Here is a 20,946-nt window from a genome sequence, read left to right as displayed (position 1 = left end):
AGAGAGAGTTGCGGTATCAGCAGGACTGGAATCCGCCATCGACCAAAAGACTGACGCCGCTCACCATGCTCGAATCGTCGCTGAGCAGATAAGCGATCGTGTGCGCCACCTCCACCGGCTGCACGAAGCGGTTCATCGGAATGCGCGCGAGCATGGGCCCGGACTTGGCGGGATCGCTCCACGCGCGCTCGCCCATCGGCGTCATCGTGACGGTCGGGTTCACGGCGTTCACGCGAATGCCGTGTGGCCCGAGTTCGTTGGCCATCACGCGCGTCATGGCATCGAGTCCGCCTTTCGATGCGCAATACGCGGCGTGAAGCGCAAAACCCACATTCGCCGACAGACTCGACACATTGACGATCGCGCCGCCCGTGCCGCGCGCGATCATGCTCTTCGCACACTCCTGAGCGACGATCATCGCGGCGCGCAGGTTCACGTTCATCGTCAGGTCGAAGGACTCGGCGCTCGTCTCCAGAAACGGCTCGAGCACGGCGAGACCCGCGTTGTTCACGAGCAGGTCGACGGGTTGCGCGGCGCGCGCCGCCTCGCGCGCGGCGTTGGCGTCGGCGAGATCGACGGCGATGGTCTCGCAGCCCGTCTCCCGCTTCAACGCGTCGAGATCGGCGGCGCTCCGACTCAATGCAATCACGCGCGCGCCGCGCTCGATCAGCAGATGCACGGTCGCATGACCGATGCCTTTGCCCGCGCCCGTGACGAGCACGGTCTTGCCCGCGAACTCGCGGTTTCTGTCGTGGATGGTCATGGTGTTGTCTTCAGGGCTCGTCGCACAGCCGCCGCGCGGTGTCCTCGTCCGTCACGAGCACCGACGGATAGCGTCCGCGCAATGCAGCGCGCGTCACATGAAACTTCTTCTTGCCGCCACTCACGAGAATCACGCGCCTGATCCTGCGCAGATCTTCGAGCGTGATCGCCACGGTGCGACGATTCAGCGGATGATCGATCAGCTCGCCGTATTCATCCATGAAATGACCGAGCATGTCGCCGACCGCGCCCGCTTTCTCCAGCGTGCGCAACTGCTCCGGATTGTCGATCCCGTAAGTCACCACCAGCGATTCCGTCAGGTCGCCGCAAGTGAGCAGGGCAAGATCCGCGTTGCGTGCGAGCTCATAGGTTTCGCGCACGGTCTCTTCCTGCAGGATCACGTCGCGCGCCTTCTGGCTGCTCACGTAAATGGGCGCGGCGAAGAGATAGCCATCGGCGCGGCAGATGTTCGCGAAGTCCGACACGATGTCGAAGGTATTGATGCTCGGGCAATGCGACAAGCCGCCCTGCAACGACACTGCCGACACCGCCGCATACGTGCGCTGCGGCATGGCGCGCAGCACGGCGCGGATCGTGCGTCCCCATCCCAGGCCGATGGTTTGTCCCGCGACGATCTGCTTGGCGAAGTACGACGCCGCGCCAATGCCGAGCGCAGCGTTGTTCGCCTCGTTGTTCGCGCCGCTCGGCACGACGACCGCGCATTCGAGCCCGAAGCGCTTCGCGAGCGCTTCCTCCAGCGCGACGCACGGCGCGATCTTGCTGTTGATCGTGATCTGCACGAGGCCCGACTCGCGGCTCGCGGCGAGCAGGCGGTTCACGCGCACGCGGTTGCTGCCGATGCGCTGCGCGATCTCCTGCTGCGTCAGATTGCCGACGTAGTAATGCCACGCGACGCGCGCCTGCAGTTCTTCTTCGGTATCGATGGATTCGTCCGCTTCTGCGATCGCGATGGGCGGTGCGCTCTTGCTCATGTTGTCCCGAGTGTTCAATGAAGGTCGCGCGATTCTATTTCACTGCGCCCATCGTGAGCCCTTGCACCAGCCGGCCGGATACGGCCAGCGCGAACACCACCATCGGCAGCACGATCAGCGTGCCAGTCGCCATGATTTCGCCCCATGGCAATTCATAACCGCTCATGTAACTCGTCGCCGCCACCGGCGATGTGATCGCGTCGCTGCGCGTCAGCACGAGCGCATACAGCAGATCGTTCCACGAGAAGATGAACGCGAAGATCGCGGAGACCACGATGCCCGGCATCGCGAGGGGCAGATTGATGCGCCAGAACACACGCCACGGCGACGCGCCATCGAGACGCGCGGCTTCATCCAGTTCGACCGGGATGTTGCGGAACTGGTCGGTGCAGATCCATACGACGATAGGCAGCGAGAACGTCAGATAGAGCAGGATCAGCACGATGTGCGTATCGACGAGATCGAGCTTGGTGGCAATCAGAAAGAACGGCACCGCCAGCACGACCGGGCTCACCATGCGATTCGAGATGAACCAGAACCACAGGTCTTCCTTGCCGCGAAATTCATAGCGCGCGAGCGCATACGCCGCGGGCGTTCCGAGCAGGATCGCAAGCACCGTTGTGCTGCTCGCGATGATCAGTGAGTTCAGGAGACTGCTCGCCACATCGTGTTCGAAGAGCGCGGCCGAGTAGTGATGGAACGTGGGCGAGAACAGCCACTTCGGCGGATACGCGAGCGCATCCGCCTGGCTCTTGAGGCTGGTCGTCACCATCCAGTAGAACGGAAACACCGAGGACAGAAACACGACGACGAGGCCCAGAAAATGCCATACCGTGGCGCGCTTTCGCGCGGCGCGCGCACGCTTCGCGCGTTGCGAAACGCCGCCGTTCGATGCCTGCAAAGTCGGTGAACTCACGCGGCCTCCCGATACACGAAGCGGATATAAAGACGCGACAGCACGATGGTCAGAATCAGCAGGATGATGGCCTGCGCGGACGCCATGCCCTGATCGAAAAGACGAAAGCCCACGCGTTGAATATAGATACTGATGAACTCCGTCGCCGCCCCCGGGCCGCCGCGCGTCATCGTGAAGACGGCGTCGAACATCTTGAGCATGTCGGCGGAGCGAAGAATCAGAATGGCCGTCAGGCCCGGCAGCAAATACGGGCGCTGCAGATGCCAGAGGATCATGCTCCACTTGGGCGTCTCGAGCCGCGCGGCCTCTTCCGCTTCCTTCGGCACCATCGAAAGGCCGGCGAGCAGAATCAGCGTGCAGAACGGCGTCCACTGCCAGATATCCATGATCATCACGGAGACGAATGCGAGCGTCGGGTCCGCGAGCCAGTCTTGCGGCGGGATGCCCAGCAAGCCCGTCAGATAGTTCGCCACGCCGAACTGACGGTTGAAGATCAGACGCCCGATCAGGCCCACGACCGCGTACGTGGTCGCCATCGGAATCACGAGACTCACGCGGGCGGCCGCGCGCATCCACGGCAACTCGGTGCGATGAAGCAGCAGCGCCGCGAACAGACCCAGCGCCACCTCGATCGGCAAGGTGAGGCACAGGAACAGCGCGGTCCGTCCGAGCGCTTCCCAGAAGGTCGGATCGGTGAGCGTGGAAACGTAGTTGTCCACGCCGACGAACGGCGTGCCCGAACCGAGATCCGCGAGCTTGTACTGATGAAACGAGTTATACAACGCGAGCAGCAGCGGATAAATGCCGATGATCGCGAGCGCGGCGATGGCGGGAATCAGGAACCAGAAGGCGGGCGAACGCGGCAGGATGCCGAAATAGCGCGTGGGCTTGCGCGGTCCTCTCGCGTGCATTGCAGGTGATGCCATTCGATCGCCTCCGGTTCCTTGAACGATTTACTTGAGCAAAGGCTTCTTGCCGTCGTAATAGCCCGCTTTCTTCAGGATGTCCTCGGTCTTCTGACCGATAGTCTGCGCGCCCTCCTTCACCGTCACCTGGCCGAGCATCATCTTGCTGCCCCATTCGCCGATGACTTCCGAGATCGCCGGCCATTCCGGGAAGCGCGGACGATAATCCGGCACGCCACCCTGCCACGATTCGACCATCGGCTTCACGAACGGATACTTGTCCTGCACGGCCTTGTCCTGATAGATGGCCATGCGCGCCGGCACGCCGCCCGCTTCGAGATAAGGCTTCGCCATTGCCTCGGACGTGATCCACTGAATGAAGAGCCACGAGGCCGCCTGTTTCTTGGCGTTGGACTTCGCGTTCACCGCGAGCGAGAAGCCACCGAGCGCGGGCTTAAGACCCGCCGGACCCTTGGGCTCGGTGGTGATCGCAAGACAGTTGCCGATCTTCGACTTGCTCGGGTCCGTCAGCGTGGGATAGAACGCGGACCATTCGGTGATCATCGCCACCTGGCCTTGCGCGAGCGCGTTCACCGCTTCCGCGTGATCGAAATCGACGATGCCCGGCGGCATGTACTTCATGAGCTTCTGCCGATATTCGAGACCCGCCTGCGATTGCGGCGACATCAGATTCGACTTGAATTTCGCGTCGAGCAGCGAGCCGCCGTTGGGCCACAACACGCGCATGAAGCTGTCCGCCGATTGCGTCTCACCGCGACGCGATTGCAGCGCGAACGCGAACTTGTCGCCCTTCGTGAGCTTGGGCGCGTAGGTGTTGAGCAGATCGTCCCAGGTCTTCGGCGGCTCGTCGAAACCCGCGTCCTTCAACATGCACTTGTTGTAGAACATCAGGCCCGAGTAGTTATCGAACGGCAGGCCGTAGGTGACCTTGTCCCAGGTGCCAAAGGAATCGAGCAGGATCGGAAAGAAGCCCTTGAGATTGAGGTTCGGGTCCGCGAGCTTGGGGTCGTCAGTGAACTTCTTGATCGGCACGAGCCATTTGTTGCTCGCGAATTCGCCGATCCACACGACGTCCACCAGCACGATGTCCTGATCGCCGCCGCCGACGAAGTTCAGCACTTCCTTCTCGCGCGTGTTCTCGTAGGGAATCACTTCCCACTTCACCTTGATGCCGGTTTCCTTCTCGAACTGCGGGATCAGTTGCTGCGCGGCCTTGTAGCCTGGGCGATCGAGAAAGATCGCCTTGATGGTGGTGCCCGAGTACGGCTGCGCCGCTTCCTTCAGAGTCCAGGCCTGCGCGTTCGATGCGGCGAACGCTGCGCTGGCCGCCAGTAGCGCGACTGCCGCGACGTGTTTGATCGGGCCGAGCTGCGCGGCCGGGATGAAGCGCTTCTTCATGCCTGTCTCCTTGGTTTTTATCGAGCGGGTACGGCTTGCGGGTGCGATTCCTTCGTGTTTCTGCCTGCGGTAAATAACATGAAATCACACGGTCACAGTGTCGTGTCGAGCTTCGGACCGTGGGCGCCGTTTCACTTGTAATTTCGGTTTTACAATTGTATATTTTGGCGCGAACAGGTTGTCAAGAACAAATTCGACGATGCGTCCGATGCTGCGCCGCCGCAGCAAAAACGGGAGACACGTATGAGCGCAGTTCACCTGCAGCAGATCCGCAAGACCTTCGCCGGCGTGGAAGTGCTGAAAGGGGTCAATATCGAAGTGACCGATCGCGAGTTCATGGTCTTCGTCGGTCCGTCGGGCTGCGGCAAATCCACCTTGCTGCGCACCATCGCCGGTCTCGAACGCAGCGACTCGGGGCAAGTGCTGATCGGCGGCGAGGACGTCACCGAGCTCGAACCTTCGCAACGCGGCGTCGCCATGGTGTTTCAGTCGTATGCGCTCTATCCGCACATGTCGGTGTACGAAAACATCGCGTTCGGGCTGCGCATGCTGAAGCTGCCCGAGGCGCAGATCAAGGAGCGCGTGCATCGGGCGGCGGATATTCTGCAGATCGGTCAGTTGCTCGAACGGCGTCCCCGCGCGCTGTCGGGCGGGCAGCGTCAGCGCGTCGCGATTGGCCGCTCGATCGTGCGTGAGCCGAAAGTCTTCCTGTTCGACGAACCGCTCTCCAATCTCGACGCCGCGTTGCGCGTCCAGATGCGCCTCGAGCTCATCAAGCTGCACAAGCAGCTCAACGCGACGATGATCTACGTCACGCACGACCAGACCGAGGCGATGACCATGGCCGATCGCATCGTCGTGCTGAATCATGGGCGCGTCGAGCAGATCGGCTCGCCGCTGGAGTTGTATCGCACGCCGCACAATCGCTTCGTCGCGGGTTTCATCGGCTCGCCCAAGATGAACTTCATGGACGTGCGCGTGGCGCGCGTGGACGCCTCGGGCGTGACGATCGAGCTGCCCGGCGGCGAGCCGCTCACGCTGCCTTTCGCGGCGGCGTCCGTGAAGGCGGGCGAGACGCTCACGCTCGGCATTCGTCCCGAACATTTCATCGAGGCATGCGGCGGCGATATCGACAGCGGTCTCACCGGCGAAGTCCAGGTGATCGAGCATCTCGGCGGCGAAACGCTGCTCCATGTACGGCTGCCGAACGATCTCGTGATTCAGGTAAAGGGCTCGGGGGAATCCACGGCCGTCGAAGGTCAGCGCCTGAATGCGGGCTTCAGCATCCGGCATGTGCATCTGTTCCGCGAGGACGGCAGCGCGCTGGAGCGCATGCGCCCGGTGGCCGAGACCGCCACTGCCTGATCGTCAGCGGCCGACGAAATGGCGTTCCGAAAGCGCTCGCGCGGTTGATCCGATGACACCCGCAAGCTAGTCGGGATTACAAAAGTTCCGGCGCGGGTCTGCACAAAACTGCAAAAGGACGCCGTGCGCGCCCCGAAGCTTATGTGCGTCAGCCCACAAAGCCCGGCGCGCGTCCACACTCGAAACGCAACACCGACCGGTTAAAGACGCCGTCCTGACGGTGCACGGCATCGCGCAAACGTTGCCCAGCCACGGCCGCCGCCGGAAAACACGCCAAAGCGCCAACCGCCGTTGAATCTGGCACGACTCGTGCGACCCAACTCACGACCAACTGGGAGGGGATGGCTCAAGCATGAAAAGAACGATACACGGCTCGCCTGCATCTGGTGCCGCGCCGATCTCGGATCATGCATTCAGGCAACGCGTGCTCGAAGGTCTCAAGACTGGCGAGTTCTGCATTGCCTATCAGGGAATCTACCGAGTCGACAGCGGCGACCTCGCGCAAATGGAGGCGCTGATTCGCTGGCGTCATCCGGAATACGGACTGATGCTGCCGGGCGCTTTCAGCGAGGCGTTCAAGGACGCCGAGATCATGCTCGAGCTCACATGGTTCGTGATGGACGCCGTCGCGGCGGACATCGAAGCATGGCGCGAGTGCGGCGGCGCGCATTATCCGGTGGCCGTGAACGTGCCGCCTTCGGTCGCGGCGCTGCCCGGCTTCGCGGAGCGCATGGAGAACATTTGCCGCGCGCACGGCGTTTCGCCGGATTGCATCGAGCTGGAGTTGTCGGAGAGCGAGGATCTGGCGCGCTTTCCTTCGATGTCGAAGGTCGTGCGGCGTTTCAGGAACAAGGGCGTGAGCATCGCCATGGACGATTTCGGCACGGGCTACGCTTGTCTCGCCGCGCTCGGTCCGATCGACTTCAAGACCGTCAAGATCGCAAAGGAACTGCTCGCCGAAGCGCCGCGCAGCCCCAACGCGTGCATGGTGTTTTCGTCCGTGCTCGCGCTGTTGACGCGGCTGAACGTGGCGATCGTCGTCGAAGGCGTGGAGACGCCCGCGCAGGCGCAGTGGCTCGCGCAATGGCCGCACGTGCTCGCGCAAGGCTTCTTTCTCGCGCGCCCCGCTTTCGGCATGAGCAACGTGCCCGGCGCGCGGCTCGCGATCGCGCGTCGCAAGACGGCGCGACGTGACGGATCGCGCACGATGCGGCTCGCGGATGCCGCGTGAAGATCGAAGGTCCGGACGCGATTCGTTGAATCGTCCGGACCAATAGAGTTTCTGGCAGCCCTCGTATAGCCAGAACTTGGCCGGTGCGGTTTGCGCCGGCTTTTTTTTATGGCTTCTACGTGGAACTGCGCGTTTTTATCGCGCGATTGCGCAACAAATCCGGCTTTGTGTGCAGGATCAGAAACGCGCCGAGCAAACCCATCCGCACGAGCGCAGGAAGGAAGAACGCGAGTCCCGCGAAGGCGAATAACGCCACCATCACCCACGCCCTGATCCATTGCATGCGTCGCTGGTCGAGCGTCGCTGCATCGCTCGTCGGACGCTGGCGGAAGCTCTCGTACATCAGAACCATGTAGGTCAGCTCGACGAGCAGAAAGACCGCTGCATAGGCAGTCGACGGCACGTTCGCGACCCTGCTCGACGCGAGCCACGCGGTCGTGAACGGAATCAGCGATATCCAGCAAAGATTGGCGAAGTTGGACCACGCCAGCAAGCTCGTGAGCGATTCCGCGTGCTTGAAGACGTCATGATGGTTCAGCCACACGACCGCGATGAACGCGTAACTGACCACATAGCTGACCAGATCGGGCCAGAGTTCGAGCAACGCGCGTCCGTCGTTGCGGGTGGGGACTTTCCGCGCCAGCACCATGATCGTGATGATGACGGCGAAGATGCCGTCGGAGAGCGCGCTGAAACGGTCGAGGTTCGCGTCCGGATCGTTCATGCGGCACCACGCGTTCAGAACTGGGGCAGTCCGCCGTCGACGACGAGTTCGATGCCGGTGACGAACGATGCATCGTCGCTGGCGAGAGACAGCGACGCTTTCGCGATCTCCAACGGCCGACCGAAGCGCTTGAGCGGCACCGCTGCCGTGATCGTTTCACCGGTATTCGCGAGCTGTTTCTCCGAGAGTCCGAGCTTGCCGTGAAACGGCGTGGCGATCGGTCCGGGACTCACTGCGTTGACGCGAATGCCGCGCGGCGCTAGTTCGGCGCCCGCCGATCGCACCAGAGGGCGCAGCGCGGCCCTGGCGGACGGTCGGCAGTTTCCGATTATGCGCCCGAACGCATTGGCCGCGCATAACCGGCGATGCTGCTCAGGCCGTCGCGAGCGCGCAGAATCGCTCGAGGTCGATGTTGCCACCGCTGATCAGTACGCCGACACGCTTGCCCTTCAGCGCATCCTTCATGTTCAGCGCAGCGGCTAGCCCGAGGCATCCGGTCGGTTCCACGATCATCTTCATGCGCGTCGCGAAGAACTTCATGGCGTTCACGAGATCGGTATCCGATGCCGTGAGAATGTCGTTCACATCGCGCTTGATGATGCCGAACGTGTAGTCGCCCAGATGCTGCGTCTGCGCACCGTCCGCGATGGTCTTCGGTGTATCGATATGAACGATTTGACCGCTGCGGAACGATTGCTGACCGTCATTGCCCGCTTCCGGCTCGACGCCGTACAACACGCATTGCGGCGCGAGCGCGCGCGTGGACAGCGCGGTGCCCGAGAGCAAACCACCGCCGCCCAGCGGCACGAACAGATAATCGAGCGCGCCGGCGTCTTCGAAGAGTTCCTTCGCGGCCGTGCCCTGTCCCGACAGAATGTCCGGGTGATCGTAAGGCGGAATCAGCGTGAGGCCTTTTTCTTCGGCGAGACGCCGGCCGATCGCTTCACGATCTTCCGTGTAGCGGTCGTACGAAACCACGGTCGCGCCGTATCCCTTCGTCGCCGCCACTTTCGACGCGGGTGCATCGTGCGGCATCACGATCGTCGCGGGAATGCCGAGAATCTTCGCCGACAAGGCGATTCCCTGAGCATGATTCCCCGACGAGAACGCGACCACGCCCGCCTTGCGCTGCTCGGGCGAAAACTTGGAGAGCGCATTGAACGCGCCGCGAAACTTGAACGCACCCATGCGTTGCAGGTTCTCGCATTTGATGAACACTTCCGCGCCCATCATTTCATTCAGCGTGCGCGAGGTCTGAACCGGCGTGCGATGCGCGTAGCCGGCGATGCGGGATGCGGCAGCCTCGACGTCGGCGTAAGTGGGAAGCTCGAAAGTAGTCATGTCAGACTCGAAAGTGAATTGGATCGACCAAAGGCCAATGTCCGTCGGCAGGATCGCACATTGCTCAGGTGGTGGCTGATTCTGTAAATTATGTCCAAAAATGGACAAACAATCAAGATGGGCTAGGAGCGAACGCTTCCATAATCGGGGACCGGCTCGACACTCGCGCTCGGCGATGCCTGATCTCGTTGGTGCGTCCCGGCCGGCGACAACGCCCCTTCCCACTTGGCCACCACCGCACTGGCGATGCTATTACCCAGCACATTGGTCGCCGTGCGGCCCATGTCGAGCAACTGATCGATGCCCATCACCAACAGCAGGCCGGCTTCGGGAAGATGGAACATCGGCAGGATCGCGGCCACCACGACCAGCGAGCCGCGCGGAACCGCCGCCATTCCCTTGCTGCTGATCATGAGGATGAGGAGCATCGTGATTTGCGTGCCGATCGACATATGCACGCCGAACGCCTGCGCAATGAAAATGGCCGCGAACGCCTGATACACCATCGATCCGTCGAGATTGAACGAGTAGCCGAGGGGCAGCACGAAGCCGACGAGCCGTCGATGCACGCCGAACTCGGTCAGCTTCTCGGTCAGCACGGGAAACGCGGCCTCGCTGCTGGCGGTCGAGAACGCGATCATCATCGGCTCACGAATCTTCCTGATCAATTCGGGCATGCGACGGCCCAGGGCGGCGCGCCCGGCGAAATAAAGCACCGTCCACAGCGCGAACAACGCGACGTAGAACCAGCCGATGAGCTTCCCGTAAGTCACGACCACACCGAGACCCTGCACGGTGATGACACCCGCAATGGCGGCAAAGATGCCGACAGGCGCGAAGGCCATCACCGCGTTCGTTGCGAGAAGCATCGTTTCCATCAGGCCATCGACGGCGCGCTTAAGGAACACGCCGGGTTCGCCCGGCACCTTTCCCAGCGCAATGCCGAAAAACAGCGAGAACACCAGAATCTGCATGATCTGATTTCCGGCCATGGCTTCGGCGATGCTGCTCGGAACGATATGCGTCAGAAAGTCCTTCACGTTCAGCGCGCTCGTTTGCAGATGGGTCGCCGCGTCCGCCGGCGGCAGCGGCATGTTGAGATTCGCGCCGGGTTTCGCGATGTTGACGAACAGCAGGCCGATGCCGAGCGACACCAGCGACGCGCCGACGAACCAGCCGAGCGCCTTCGCGCCTATTCGTCCGATCGATCTGCCGCTGTCCATGCTGGCGATGCCGGAAACGAGCGTCGCGAAGACCAGCGGCGCGATGATCATCTTGACCATGTGCAGGAAGATCGTCGTCACCACGCCGAAGTCGGCGGCCATGGCTTTGGCGGCGGTTTCGTCTGATGCATTTCGATGGCACGCATAGCCCGCGACGATGCCGAGGATCATGCCGAGCATGATCCAATGGGAAAGCTTCCACTTTTTCATGAGGGTGTCTCCTTCGATTTTCTTATCGATGTCAATCGGCCGAAGCCAGCGCGACGGCTTCCACTTCGACGGCCGCGCCGTAATGCAGGGACGCGGACTGCGCCACGGCCCGCGCCGGCTTGTGCGCGCCGATCCATTCGGCATACAGCGCGTTGAAAATGGGCCAGTGCGCGATATCCGATACGAACACGCGCACCTGAACCAGATCGTCGCGCGTGACGCCAGCGGCTTTCAAGGCGGCATCCACGTTGTGCAGGACCTGTTTCGTCTGCGCATCGAAGGGCGCGTCGCTCAGCGGCTTTCCAGTGGCGTCGATGGGCAGTTGACCCGAGACGAACACGAATCCGTTCGCCATGCAGACGTGAGCGTAATGCCCGGCCGGCGGGGGCATGTCGGGCGCATTGGCGCAAGTGATGGCGGAAGTTCGGGCTGGTGTGGACATGCGTTTGATCCCGTGAGTGATCGCGTTGGCTGAAAGGGCTTGCTGAATCTCTTCTGGACTTATTATCTACATTTAGACGTTCGGTAAAACATAGGGGAATCCGAGGATTTCCCGCCGCGCGCCGATAGCCTATACAATGTGGCGAAATGTAGATGAATCGTCCAATGGCCAAGAGCAAACTCACCACCGAGCAGCAAACCATCCTCGATCAGGTCAAGCACATTGCAGCGGGATTGGGAGAGACGCTCGCGCCGTTCACGGAAGTCGTGGTTCACGATCTTCTGCATCCGAAGAACGCGGTTCTTGCGATCCATAACAATCTGTCCGGACGCGAAGTCGGCGATCCCGCGACCGAGCTGGGTCTCGCGCGCATCGCCGATGCGCAATATCCGCAAGTGCTCGCGAATTACGCGAATCGTTTCGCGGATGGGCGGCAGGCCAAGAGCACGTCGATCGGCATCAAGGATTCGGACGGACATTACATTGCCGCGCTCTGCCTGAACGTCGATGTGACGCTGTTCCGCAGCATGGCCAACATGCTGGAGCAGTTTTCCTCGCTCAGGAGCGACGGGGTCAGGGAGTCGCTGGATTCGTCGAGCGCGGAGTCGCTGCGCGAGCGGATCGACCGGTTCGCGGTCGGTCTCGCGACGACGCCGCAGGCGCTGCGCACCGATCAGCGAAAAGCGCTGATGCAGGCGCTCAGGGAAGAGGGATACCTCGATTTGCGACGGTCGATGGAGACGGTCGCGCAACATCTGGGCGTGTCGCGCGCGACCGTCTACAACGACGCGAAGTAAGCAAAAATGCCGCAAATCGCGGCATTTTTCTCGTTTCGATCAGACTACCAGCCGTAGAAACGCGGCCAGGTTTCGACCGAGCCGTCGTCGCCGACAGCGTGATACTCGGGATGCTGCGCGCCCGTGGCGCACGCGTGGTTCGGAACGATGCGCAGAAGCGTCCCGACAGGAAACGTATCCGCGATGTTGGTATCGGTCGAATTCAGCCGCGACACGATGCCGTGCTCCTGATTCGCCCCGCTGACGATGTAATCGCCGAGCACGGTGCCGTCTGCCGCGCACACTTGTCCGTAGCCGAAATCGCGGGCTTGCCGCTGCGTGCCGCGATCGCGGCTCATGGCCATCCATCCGGCGTCGATGATCGCCCAGCCTTTTTCTTCCTGATGACCGATGACGGTGGTCAGCACGGACAACGCGATGTCCGATATCTCGCACACGCCGACGTTGCGCATGACGAGGTCGAACAGCACGTACACGCCGGCCCGCACTTCCGTCACGCCTTCGAGGTGTTCGGCGCTGAGCGCGGTCGGCGTAGATCCGATACTCACCACGGGACACGCGAAGCCCGCCGCCCGCAGGCGTTCGGCGGCGCGCACCGTGAGGCTGCGCTCCTGCTCCGCGATCTTCACCAACGCTTCCCGGGTGTCGTATTCGTAGCTCGATCCCGCGTGCGCGAGCACGCCGCCCAGCATCATTCCACCCTCGACGAGCGCACGCGCGACATCGATCAGCACGTCGTCTTCCACTTGTATGCCGGATCGATGACCGTCCACATCGACTTCGATCCACACTTCGAATCGCTCGCCGTGCTCGCGTCCGAATGTGGCAATGGCGTTCGCGGCCAGCAGACTGTCGGCGACTATCTTTAGATCGCAACCCTTGCGCCGAAGCGCCAAAGCCTGCCCGAGCTTGGACGGCGCCATGCCGACCGCGTAGACGATGTCGCGAATCCCGGCATCGAAGAATTGTTCGGCTTCCTTGAGCGTCGAGACCGTGATGCCCTGAGCGCCCGCCGCGATCTGCGCGTCGACCACGTTCCTGCATTTCGTCGTCTTCACGTGAGGACGGAATCTGACGCCGAGCCGATCCAGTTGCGATTGCATCCGATCGATGTTGCGGCGCATGCGGCCGACGTCGATCAGTGCGGCCGGAGTATTGAGCGATTCGATTCCCATGATGCGTGTGCCTCGATGCGTTTGGATGACGAGACTATAGAGGCCGTGCGCTTGCACGTGTTTAACGACGGACTAATCCGAAATTAAAGCAGTCTTAATGCTCGAACGAGCCAGTCACGCCTTGCGATGCCACGGCGGCGGACTGAGAAAAGTCTTCGCCGCTTCCAGAAACGCGCGCTGACGCACCGATGCGCCCGTTCGCGAAGGCAACAGCGCCGTAACCGGCGCGGGCGGCAGATGCCAGTCGGGCAGCAGCCGCACCAGCTTGCCGGCGCGCAGAAGATCGGCGACGTCCCACTCGGAGCGTTCGACGATACCCAGTCCGGCCAGCGCCCACTCGGTGATCACCGTGCCGTCGTTGGAGGACAGCGTCCCGGCGACGCGCACGACGACCGGCTTTCGCGCATCGCGCCTATCGTCGCTCCGGTGCGAAAAGCGCCAGCGGACGACATCCTCGTCGTTCTCCTGCAGACACAGGCAATTGAAGCGAGCCAGATCGGACGGTTGATTCATGCCCTTCGTACGACGCGCATACGCCGGGCTCGCACAGAGCAGCCTCTCGTTCGACGCGAGCGGATACCCGATCCACGACGACGACTTGAGCGCGCCGACATGCACGACGACATCCGCCGCCGATGAATCGGAGAGCGGGCTGTCGGACAGATGCAGGGCCACGCGCAGCTTCGGGTGAACACGTTGCAGGTCACGCACGATCTGCGTCACGTACTTCCGCCCGAAGCCGAACGGCGCCACGACGCGAAGCGTTCCCTGTACTTCGCCCTCGCCGCCCGATATCCGCGCGGGCAGCGCCTCGATGCGTTCGAGGATGGCGAGCGATTCCTGATACAGCCGCTGGCCTTCGTCGGTGAGCGAGATGCCGCGCGCTTTCCGGACGGCGAGCCTGACCTTTAGACGTTCCTCCATTCTTTGCAGCCGGATCGTGACGGCGGGAGGCGTGAGATCGAGCAGACGAGCAGCGGATGCCAGCGAACGCGACGCGCCGATGGCGCGGATGAGCCTGAGATCTTCGAAATCGAGCACTTAACGGACCTTAATGCCGGAATGTCCTGCTATTAAATATCAGATAAGCGACGAATTCAAAACTTCGTGCGCACAACCCGGAGAAGCCGCGCGGCAAACGGCGGCGAGTCAAGCAGCCCCACCCCTTGCGCTGGTAAAGTGAACAGGTTTGGCAACCGAACAGGAGATGCTTCATGGCTATTGCAGGTTATACGGATACGCGCCTTTTCATCGACGGCGAATGGTGCGACGCCAAATCCGGCGAAGCGATCGACGTCTTGAGCCCGGCCACGGGCGAAGTCATCGGCAGAGTGGCGAAAGCGGGCACGGTCGATCTCGAACGCGCCGTTGCCGCATCCCGGCGCGGTTTCGCGACGTGGCGCAACAAGACGGCGCTCGAACGCGCGACGCTCATGCGCAAGGCAGCGGGCCTCATCCGCGAACGCGCCGACGCCATCGCGCGCCTGATGACGCAGGAACAGGGCAAGCCGCTCGCGGAAGCGCGCATCGAAGTGAATTCCGCCGCGGACATCATCGAATGGTTCGCGGACGAAGGGCGTCGCGTGTATGGCCGCATCGTGCCGCCGCGCAACATCAACGCGCAGCAGACCGTGGTGAAGGAGCCCGTCGGCCCGGTCGCAGCGTTCACGCCGTGGAACTTCCCGGTCAATCAGGTCGTGCGCAAGCTGTGCGCTTCGCTCGCGACGGGCTGTTCGTTCATCGTGAAGGCACCGGAAGAAACGCCGGCGTCGCCCGCCGAGCTGATCCGCGCATTCGCCGATGCAGGCGTGCCGAATGGCGTCGTGCAACTGGTGTTCGGCGATCCGCCGCAGATTTCGCAATTCCTCATCGCGCATCCGGATATCCGCAAGGTGACGTTCACCGGATCGACGGCGGTCGGCAAGCAGCTCGCCGGTCTCGCGGGCCAGCACATGAAGCGCGCGACGATGGAACTGGGCGGCCATGCGCCGGTGATCGTCGCGGAAGACGCGGACGTCGAGCTCGCCGTAAAGGCCTCGGGCGCGGCCAAGTTCCGCAATGCCGGGCAGGTCTGCATCTCGCCCACGCGCTTTCTCGTGCACAACAGCCTGAAGCAGGATTTCATCGCGGCGCTCGTGAAGCACGCGGAAAGCCTGAAGGTCGGCGACGGCCTCGCGGAAAGCACCACGCTCGGGCCGCTCGCGAATGCGCGCCGCATCACCGCGATGAACAGCGTCATCGAAAACGCACGCAAGACGGGTGCGACGATCGCGACGGGCGGCGAGCGCATCGGCAGCGCAGGCAACTTCTTCGCACCGACGGTCATCACGGATGTCTCGCTCGAAGCCGACGTTTTCAACGCGGAGCCGTTCGGCCCGGTCGCGGCGGTGCGCGGCTTCGATTCGCTCGAAGATGCGATCAGCGAGGCGAACCGTCTGCCGTACGGTCTCGCGGGCTATGCGTTCACGCGCTCGTTCAAGAACGTGCATCTGCTCACGAACCAGCTCGAAGTGGGCATGCTGTGGATCAACCAGCCGGCCACGCCCTGGCCTGAAATGCCGTTCGGCGGCGTGAAGGATTCGGGTTACGGCTCGGAAGGCGGACCGGAAGCGCTCGAGCCGTATCTGGTCACGAAGTCCGTGACTGTGATGGCGGTCTGACGTTTTGCAGGCAAGAGCGGCGCGGCCATGAGTCATGACCGCGCCGCTTGCGCTTCAGATGCGCGTGCGCGTCAGATCCACGGCGGGCGGCTTCAGCTTCGCATCGACGACAGTCGCTCGCGTGCGCGCATCGACCGGCAAGCCCCAGCGCACGAAGAAGTCCGTGAGATCGAGATTCGCCGCGATACACGCGCGCAGCACGAAGGTCTGAACCTCATTGCTGTCGCCGCCCTCATTTTCGGTCAGCGGATGCAGCCGATAGTACTTGTGCAGCCGCATATAAAAACCATCGCCCAGCGCGCGACGCAACTGCTCGTACATGACGAGCCTGATCCACACCGCCTCCGACGGCACCGGAAACGACGCATCGCGCAGAAAATCCTTCGACGGCTGCGCGAGATACTGCGCCGCGAGATCGAGGCGATTCTTCCTGCCGCGCGGATCGACCACCTGCAACAGCGGCGATGGCATCGGCGTTCCTAGACGCTGCAACGCATGCAGCGAATAGAGGTTCACCGTCGTCTCGGTGACGCCCGGCCAGGTCCAGTCCCACTGCTGATACATGTGGCCCATCTCGTGCCACACGCCCCACTCGTCGGACTTGGCGGGTTGCAATAGCGTCTCGGCCGCGCTGTTCAGCGGCAGGCCGATCATGTAATACGTCGCGTATAGATACGCGTTCTGAAGATCGTCGTGCGTCGAGATCGTGTCCTGCACGAAATGCACGCGCAGAGGCGAAGGCATGTCGAGCGCGCTCGCGCCGTCGAGCCCGGACAACTCGTCGTGATACCCCATGATGCGCTCGACGTAGCCGAGCAGCGCAGCCGGGTCCGAGGCGCCCGCCTTGTCGTACATCGCGCGGGCGACCGTGAACATGGTGCGCGCGCCGACCATCTCGATGAGCGGGGCATCGGCATGACGTTGCAGCATCGCACGCCACGCGGCCAGCGTCGTCACGCCCTCCACATAGAACGGCACGGGCCTGCCGCCTTCGCGCACGGTGACATCGATCGAAGTGAGCGGCCGCTCGTTGAAGCCGCTGTCGACGTACTCGAAGTAGAGCAGCCCGTCGCGCGACGCGGTGAAGGTGTTGCGCCCTTCGGTCGCGAGGATCATCTGCGGATCGCCGGCGGGCTGGCGGCGGAAGAAGCCGTTCTTGTTGCCGACCATCACGACAAGGCCATCGGGTCCGTCGTCGGCGAGGCCTTGCACGTCGATCACGACGGATTCGCCCTTTGACACATACAGCCCCGACGGATGATAGTCGGTCCAGCGAAAGCCGCCGAGCCGGTCGGCCTCGATCGCATCGGGCGCATAGGCGCTCAGGTGATAGCGCCGGTTCTCGTTGTCGTAAGTCGAGCGCGCGGAGGCATTCAGCGTGCGATAGTCGTGCGCCGTGTCGGGGTTCTCGACCTTGTACATGCGCCATTGCCCGGCCTGAGCGCTCGCCTCGACGAACGCGCCGTCGCGCAGCGCATGATGCTCGACGACGAGGCCCGTTTTGGTCCCGCTCGCCGCGATGGTCACCGCGTTCGCATCCGCCTCGATGCTCCAGTTCTGCCGCGCATCGCTCGCAGCCTCTTCGAGATCGAGGCGCACGCCGAGCGTCACGTCGCGGTCATACAGCTTCGAATGGAGGCGAAAGCCGCTGCCTTCCTTGGTCACGGTCCAGATCTGGTTGGCGGCGAGCGCGGGCGTCCATCGCGATTGAACCAGCGCGATCGTGCCGTCGCGTTGCGGCTGCGCGGTCAATGCCTTGAAGGTTGCGCCGGAGACGATATAAAAATCGCCCTCCCCGACTTTCGCGCCCGCGCCGTATGGCGCCTGCATCGCACCGCGCGTCGCGGCGAAGCGCGAGATGCGCGTCGCGTCGTGCGGATAAAAGCTCATCGGCGCGTAATAGCGCGATGCCGCATGCGCGTCACTCAGCGCGAAGATCAACAGCCACGAACGCCAGTCCATGCGCACCTCCTTGCGACGTTGCGTCGCCCGAGTCTTTGGCGCTTCGACTTCGTATCCTGCCTGCACCAGCCGCTCGCGTCGAGCGTCGTGAGCGCGCCACCGCACGTCCGGCGCCGTTCACCGTGGCGTCGGTGCATCGTCGCGAAACGGCCGTGCATGGCCACGGCCGCCGATTCACGTCATGACAATTCACGCGGACCTGAAGGCGCGCCCGGCGCCCCCGGGTTCGCGACGATCATCAGGGAGCCGACGCCGGCGCGGGCTTGCCTGCCTTTTCCGCGTTGATTTTGGACTGGGCGCTCTGCAGATTCTGCGGATAGTTCGTCTGCTCGCCGGCCGGGTTATAGCCGTTCTTCTCCAGTTCCTTCAGTTCGGCGTTTTTCTTCGCGCGCGCCTCCTTGCGCTGAGCCTTCTTGACCTGCTTCGGCGTGGAGGCCGCCGTGTCCTGCGCCTGCACGGGCGCGACGGGCAGCGTGACGAGGGCGGCGAGCGACAGTGCGACGACGGCCAACGGTGCGGTGCGTTTGTTCATGATCGATCTTCTCCGAAGGGATGACGACGGTTGACAACGACACTTCCGAGGAGCGCGACAGCAATTAGCGATCCATGCGAGGCACGTTAGCACGGCCCGCCGCAAGCCGCAGCGCGCGCCGCAAACCGTTCAGCGGTCGACGATACGGCTCAGATTGCCGCGCACGCGTTGCAGCAGCGCGATCAGCTGCTCGCTTTCCTGGCGGCTGAAGCCCGCGAGCGCTTCCGACGTGATCTCGTCGCCGACACGCCTCGCGCGATCCAGCGCCTTTTCCGCCTTCGCGGTCATGCGCACCTGACGTTCGCGACGGTCGTCGGGATTCAGGCGCCGTTCGATCCAGCCGCCCTCTTCCATGCGGTCGAGCAGCCTTCCGGCGGAGATCGGCGCGACTTCGAGCAACCCGGCGAGCCGCGCCTGATTCACCTCGCCGTAGTGCGAGAGATACGCCAGCACGCGGCATTGCGCGCGCGTGAGATTGAGCGACGACCTGGCCAGCACGTCGAAGCGATTGCCGCACAGGCGGTCCACGTCCGCGACCAGAAAGCCGAAGCGTTTGTCGAGTTGAGTTTCCATCGCGCGATTATATGAAAGAGGCCTCGGCGCGCGCGTTCGCGCGCCCCCGTATTTGACCGCATTGCGCCGCAGCGAGCGCGCTCCTTATAATAAGCGTGCTTATCATCACCCTGATTACAATTTGCCGTCAGCCGACGGTCACCCGCTCATGTCCTCCGAAGTCTCGCCGGAAAGCGCCGCGCCGCCGTTGAACCGCGGCATGCTGACCGTCTCGATCATGCTCGCCACGCTGATCCAGACGCTCGACAGCACCATCGCCAACGTCGCGCTGCCGCATATGCAGGGAACTCTGTCGGCGTCGCAGGATGAGATCACCTGGGTGCTCACGTCGTACATCGTCGCGGCGGCCATCGCGACGCCGCTCACGGGCTGGCTTTCGGATCGGCTGAGCGTGAAGAAGCTGCTGTGCATCTCGATTGCGGGCTTCACGATCGCGTCGGCGTTTTGCGGCCTTTCGGAGACGCTGGCGCAGATCGTCGCGTCGCGGCTGTTGCAGGGCATTTTCGGGGCGTCGCTGGTGCCCTTGTCGCAGTCGATCCTGCTCGACATCAATCCGCGCGAGAAACAGGGGCAGGCCATGGCCGTGTGGGGCATGGGCGTGATGGTCGGGCCGATTCTCGGGCCCACGCTGGGCGGCTGGCTCACCGACAGCTACAACTGGCGCTGGGTGTTCTTCATCAACGTGCCGATCGGCGCGTTCGCGCTGTTCGGCGTATCGACCTTTCTGCCTTCGCAGGCGGCGCGCCGCGCGGTGAAGTTCGACGCGTTCGGCTTCGCGACGCTGGGCCTCGCAATCGGCGCATTCCAGGCGATGCTCGACCGCGGCGAGCAGCTCGACTGGTTCGGATCGGTCGAAATCCGCATCGAGGCGATTCTGGCGGCGGTGAGCTTCGTCTTCTTCGTCGCGCATACGGCGACGGCCGGCCCGCGTTCGTTCTTCAAGTATCAGTTGCTGAAGGACCGCAACTTCGCGACGGGCACGTGCTTCATCTTCGTGATCGGCGCGGTGCTGTATGCGACGCGCGCGCTGCTGCCGCCGATGCTGCAGAACCTGATGAACTATCCGGTCGTGACCACGGGTCTCGTCACGGCGCCGAGCGGCGCGGGCACGATGATCGCGATGCTGGTCGCGGGAAGGCTGCTCAAGTATATCGACGCGCGTTTGCTGCTGCTTTCCGGCTTTCTGATTTCCGCGTTCGCGCTGTGGCAGATGATGCAATACACGATCGTGCTGTCGGAGTCGGACATCGTGTGGCCGGGCGTGTTTCAGGGCTTTGGACTCGGGCTCGTGTTCGTGCCGCTGTCGGCGCTGACGTTCTCGACGCTCACGCCCGAGCTGCGGGCGGATGGCACGGCCACCTATAGTCTGATGCGCAATATCGGCAGCAGTATCGGCATTTCGATCGTGCAGACGCTGATGACGCGCAACACGCAGGTCGCGCACGCGGACCTCGCCGCGCAGGTGACGCCGTTCAATCCGGCGATGCAATCGATGCTCTCAGGCGGATCGATGCAGGATATGGCAATGCTCAATCAGTCGATCACGCAGCAGGCGTCCATGATCGCGTATCTCAACGACTTCAAGCTGATGTTCATCGCGACCTTGCTGGTGGTGCCGTTGCTGCTGCTCATCCGGCCGGCGCGCAAGGCCGCCACGGACGAGACCGTGGCGCATGCAGCGATGGATTGATGCCGTCGCTGGCCGCGCGGCCGGCGA

Annotated in this window: 20 protein-coding genes; 5 read left to right on the top strand and 15 right to left on the bottom strand. The window is 63.0% G+C overall.

Annotated features, from left to right (window positions below; genetic code table 11):
* Positions 1 to 16: 16 nt before the first annotated feature.
* From AWB79_RS04020 to AWB79_RS04000, 5 genes are read right to left on the bottom strand one after another with little or no spacing between them, the layout of a single operon-like run.
* On the bottom strand, positions 17 to 763 hold the full coding sequence (locus tag AWB79_RS04020; protein ID WP_061166097.1) for an SDR family oxidoreductase: 747 nt from the start codon (positions 761 to 763) through the stop codon (positions 17 to 19).
* A 10-nt stretch (positions 764 to 773) separates the two neighbouring features.
* On the bottom strand, positions 774 to 1,754 hold the full coding sequence (locus AWB79_RS04015) for a sugar-binding transcriptional regulator (RefSeq protein WP_061166096.1): 981 nt from the start codon (positions 1,752 to 1,754) through the stop codon (positions 774 to 776).
* Positions 1,755 to 1,788: 34 nt separating this feature from the next.
* On the bottom strand, positions 1,789 to 2,670 hold the full coding sequence (locus AWB79_RS04010; protein ID WP_061166095.1) for a carbohydrate ABC transporter permease: 882 nt from the start codon (positions 2,668 to 2,670) through the stop codon (positions 1,789 to 1,791).
* Positions 2,667 to 3,596: a carbohydrate ABC transporter permease gene (locus AWB79_RS04005; protein WP_232470813.1), complete on the bottom strand. Its 930-nt coding sequence runs from the start codon at positions 3,594 to 3,596 to the stop codon at positions 2,667 to 2,669. The genes AWB79_RS04010 and AWB79_RS04005 overlap by 4 nt, the downstream gene beginning before the upstream one ends.
* Positions 3,597 to 3,623: 27 nt before the next feature.
* Positions 3,624 to 4,994: an ABC transporter substrate-binding protein gene (locus AWB79_RS04000; protein WP_061166093.1), complete on the bottom strand. Its 1,371-nt coding sequence runs from the start codon at positions 4,992 to 4,994 to the stop codon at positions 3,624 to 3,626.
* Between the two features lie 243 nt (positions 4,995 to 5,237).
* Here AWB79_RS04000 and AWB79_RS03995 point away from each other — a divergent pair, with 243 nt between their 5' ends.
* Both AWB79_RS03995 and AWB79_RS03990 read left to right on the top strand, forming a co-directional pair.
* On the top strand, positions 5,238 to 6,359 hold the full coding sequence (locus tag AWB79_RS03995; protein WP_061166092.1) for an ABC transporter ATP-binding protein: 1,122 nt from the start codon (positions 5,238 to 5,240) through the stop codon (positions 6,357 to 6,359).
* Between the two features lie 352 nt (positions 6,360 to 6,711).
* Positions 6,712 to 7,590 carry an EAL domain-containing protein gene (locus AWB79_RS03990; protein ID WP_061166091.1) on the top strand — a complete coding sequence of 293 codons (879 nt, stop codon included), beginning with the start codon at positions 6,712 to 6,714 and terminating at the stop codon, positions 7,588 to 7,590.
* Positions 7,591 to 7,705: 115 nt separating this feature from the next.
* On the opposite strand, the gene AWB79_RS03985 is transcribed toward AWB79_RS03990, so the two are convergent.
* The 5 genes from AWB79_RS03985 to AWB79_RS03965 all read right to left on the bottom strand — a co-directional run bounded on the left by AWB79_RS03985 (position 7,706) and on the right by AWB79_RS03965 (position 11,530).
* Complete coding sequence (locus tag AWB79_RS03985; RefSeq protein WP_061166090.1) at positions 7,706 to 8,314, bottom strand: TMEM175 family protein; 609 nt, start codon at positions 8,312 to 8,314, stop codon at positions 7,706 to 7,708.
* A gap of 14 nt (positions 8,315 to 8,328) precedes the next feature.
* Positions 8,329 to 8,733 (bottom strand): SDR family oxidoreductase, encoded by a 405-nt coding sequence (locus tag AWB79_RS03980; protein ID WP_082862262.1) that lies wholly within the window; start codon positions 8,731 to 8,733, stop codon positions 8,329 to 8,331.
* Positions 8,687 to 9,655, bottom strand: a complete 969-nt coding sequence (locus AWB79_RS03975; RefSeq protein ID WP_061166089.1) for a threo-3-hydroxy-L-aspartate ammonia-lyase — start codon at positions 9,653 to 9,655, stop codon at positions 8,687 to 8,689. Before AWB79_RS03975 ends, AWB79_RS03980 begins: the two co-directional genes overlap by 47 nt.
* Positions 9,656 to 9,777: 122 nt before the next feature.
* On the bottom strand, positions 9,778 to 11,088 hold the full coding sequence (locus AWB79_RS03970; protein ID WP_061166088.1) for a dicarboxylate/amino acid:cation symporter: 1,311 nt from the start codon (positions 11,086 to 11,088) through the stop codon (positions 9,778 to 9,780).
* A 31-nt stretch (positions 11,089 to 11,119) separates the two neighbouring features.
* Entirely contained in the window at positions 11,120 to 11,530 is a 411-nt protein-coding gene (locus AWB79_RS03965) for a RidA family protein (RefSeq protein WP_061166087.1), read from the bottom strand.
* 164 nt (positions 11,531 to 11,694) lie between these two features.
* On the opposite strand from AWB79_RS03965, the gene AWB79_RS03960 reads away from it, so the two are divergent.
* Positions 11,695 to 12,327 (top strand): helix-turn-helix transcriptional regulator, encoded by a 633-nt coding sequence (locus AWB79_RS03960; protein WP_061166086.1) that lies wholly within the window; start codon positions 11,695 to 11,697, stop codon positions 12,325 to 12,327.
* Between the two features lie 44 nt (positions 12,328 to 12,371).
* Here the strand turns inward: AWB79_RS03960 and AWB79_RS03955 are convergent, their stop codons facing one another.
* Positions 12,372 to 13,502 (bottom strand): DSD1 family PLP-dependent enzyme, encoded by a 1,131-nt coding sequence (locus tag AWB79_RS03955; protein ID WP_061166085.1) that lies wholly within the window; start codon positions 13,500 to 13,502, stop codon positions 12,372 to 12,374.
* Between the two features lie 114 nt (positions 13,503 to 13,616).
* Positions 13,617 to 14,543: a LysR family transcriptional regulator gene (locus tag AWB79_RS03950; RefSeq protein WP_061166084.1), complete on the bottom strand. Its 927-nt coding sequence runs from the start codon at positions 14,541 to 14,543 to the stop codon at positions 13,617 to 13,619.
* 173 nt (positions 14,544 to 14,716) lie between these two features.
* Between AWB79_RS03950 and AWB79_RS03945 the strand changes: the two genes are divergently transcribed.
* Positions 14,717 to 16,162 carry an NAD-dependent succinate-semialdehyde dehydrogenase gene (locus AWB79_RS03945; protein ID WP_061166083.1) on the top strand — a complete coding sequence of 482 codons (1,446 nt, stop codon included), beginning with the start codon at positions 14,717 to 14,719 and terminating at the stop codon, positions 16,160 to 16,162.
* Between the two features lie 54 nt (positions 16,163 to 16,216).
* Here the strand turns inward: AWB79_RS03945 and AWB79_RS03940 are convergent, their stop codons facing one another.
* The 3 genes from AWB79_RS03940 to AWB79_RS03930 all read right to left on the bottom strand — a co-directional run bounded on the left by AWB79_RS03940 (position 16,217) and on the right by AWB79_RS03930 (position 19,229).
* Positions 16,217 to 18,124, bottom strand: coding sequence for a M60 family metallopeptidase (locus AWB79_RS03940; RefSeq protein ID WP_061166082.1), 1,908 nt, complete (start codon positions 18,122 to 18,124; stop codon positions 16,217 to 16,219).
* Positions 18,125 to 18,362: 238 nt separating this feature from the next.
* Entirely contained in the window at positions 18,363 to 18,656 is a 294-nt protein-coding gene (locus tag AWB79_RS03935; RefSeq protein ID WP_061166081.1) for a DUF4148 domain-containing protein, read from the bottom strand.
* Positions 18,657 to 18,785: 129 nt separating this feature from the next.
* Positions 18,786 to 19,229, bottom strand: coding sequence for a MarR family winged helix-turn-helix transcriptional regulator (locus AWB79_RS03930; RefSeq protein WP_061166080.1), 444 nt, complete (start codon positions 19,227 to 19,229; stop codon positions 18,786 to 18,788).
* A gap of 148 nt (positions 19,230 to 19,377) precedes the next feature.
* Here AWB79_RS03930 and AWB79_RS03925 point away from each other — a divergent pair, with 148 nt between their 5' ends.
* Positions 19,378 to 20,919 (top strand): DHA2 family efflux MFS transporter permease subunit, encoded by a 1,542-nt coding sequence (locus AWB79_RS03925; RefSeq protein ID WP_061166079.1) that lies wholly within the window; start codon positions 19,378 to 19,380, stop codon positions 20,917 to 20,919.
* The last annotated feature ends 27 nt before the right edge of the window (positions 20,920 to 20,946 follow it).

The organism is Caballeronia hypogeia, from assembly GCF_001544875.2.
GTDB lineage: Bacteria > Pseudomonadota > Gammaproteobacteria > Burkholderiales > Burkholderiaceae > Caballeronia > Caballeronia hypogeia.
Note: the sequence above shows the minus strand (reverse complement) of the source record. Positions and strands in the feature narration are given on the sequence as shown.

Coding starts and splice junctions, on each gene's coding strand:
- AWB79_RS04020 (WP_061166097.1), bottom strand. CDS start 763: ATGACCATCCACGACAGAAACCGCGAGTTCGCGGGCAAGACCGTGCTC.
- AWB79_RS04015 (WP_061166096.1), bottom strand. CDS start 1,754: ATGAGCAAGAGCGCACCGCCCATCGCGATCGCAGAAGCGGACGAATCC.
- AWB79_RS04005 (WP_232470813.1), bottom strand. CDS start 3,596: ATGGCATCACCTGCAATGCACGCGAGAGGACCGCGCAAGCCCACGCGC.
- AWB79_RS04000 (WP_061166093.1), bottom strand. CDS start 4,994: ATGAAGAAGCGCTTCATCCCGGCCGCGCAGCTCGGCCCGATCAAACAC.
- AWB79_RS03995 (WP_061166092.1), top strand. CDS start 5,238: ATGAGCGCAGTTCACCTGCAGCAGATCCGCAAGACCTTCGCCGGCGTG.
- AWB79_RS03990 (WP_061166091.1), top strand. CDS start 6,712: ATGAAAAGAACGATACACGGCTCGCCTGCATCTGGTGCCGCGCCGATC.
- AWB79_RS03985 (WP_061166090.1), bottom strand. CDS start 8,314: ATGAACGATCCGGACGCGAACCTCGACCGTTTCAGCGCGCTCTCCGAC.
- AWB79_RS03975 (WP_061166089.1), bottom strand. CDS start 9,655: ATGACTACTTTCGAGCTTCCCACTTACGCCGACGTCGAGGCTGCCGCA.
- AWB79_RS03970 (WP_061166088.1), bottom strand. CDS start 11,088: ATGAAAAAGTGGAAGCTTTCCCATTGGATCATGCTCGGCATGATCCTC.
- AWB79_RS03965 (WP_061166087.1), bottom strand. CDS start 11,530: ATGTCCACACCAGCCCGAACTTCCGCCATCACTTGCGCCAATGCGCCC.
- AWB79_RS03960 (WP_061166086.1), top strand. CDS start 11,695: ATGGCCAAGAGCAAACTCACCACCGAGCAGCAAACCATCCTCGATCAG.
- AWB79_RS03955 (WP_061166085.1), bottom strand. CDS start 13,502: ATGGGAATCGAATCGCTCAATACTCCGGCCGCACTGATCGACGTCGGC.
- AWB79_RS03945 (WP_061166083.1), top strand. CDS start 14,717: ATGGCTATTGCAGGTTATACGGATACGCGCCTTTTCATCGACGGCGAA.
- AWB79_RS03940 (WP_061166082.1), bottom strand. CDS start 18,124: ATGGACTGGCGTTCGTGGCTGTTGATCTTCGCGCTGAGTGACGCGCAT.
- AWB79_RS03935 (WP_061166081.1), bottom strand. CDS start 18,656: ATGAACAAACGCACCGCACCGTTGGCCGTCGTCGCACTGTCGCTCGCC.
- AWB79_RS03930 (WP_061166080.1), bottom strand. CDS start 19,229: ATGGAAACTCAACTCGACAAACGCTTCGGCTTTCTGGTCGCGGACGTG.
- AWB79_RS03925 (WP_061166079.1), top strand. CDS start 19,378: ATGTCCTCCGAAGTCTCGCCGGAAAGCGCCGCGCCGCCGTTGAACCGC.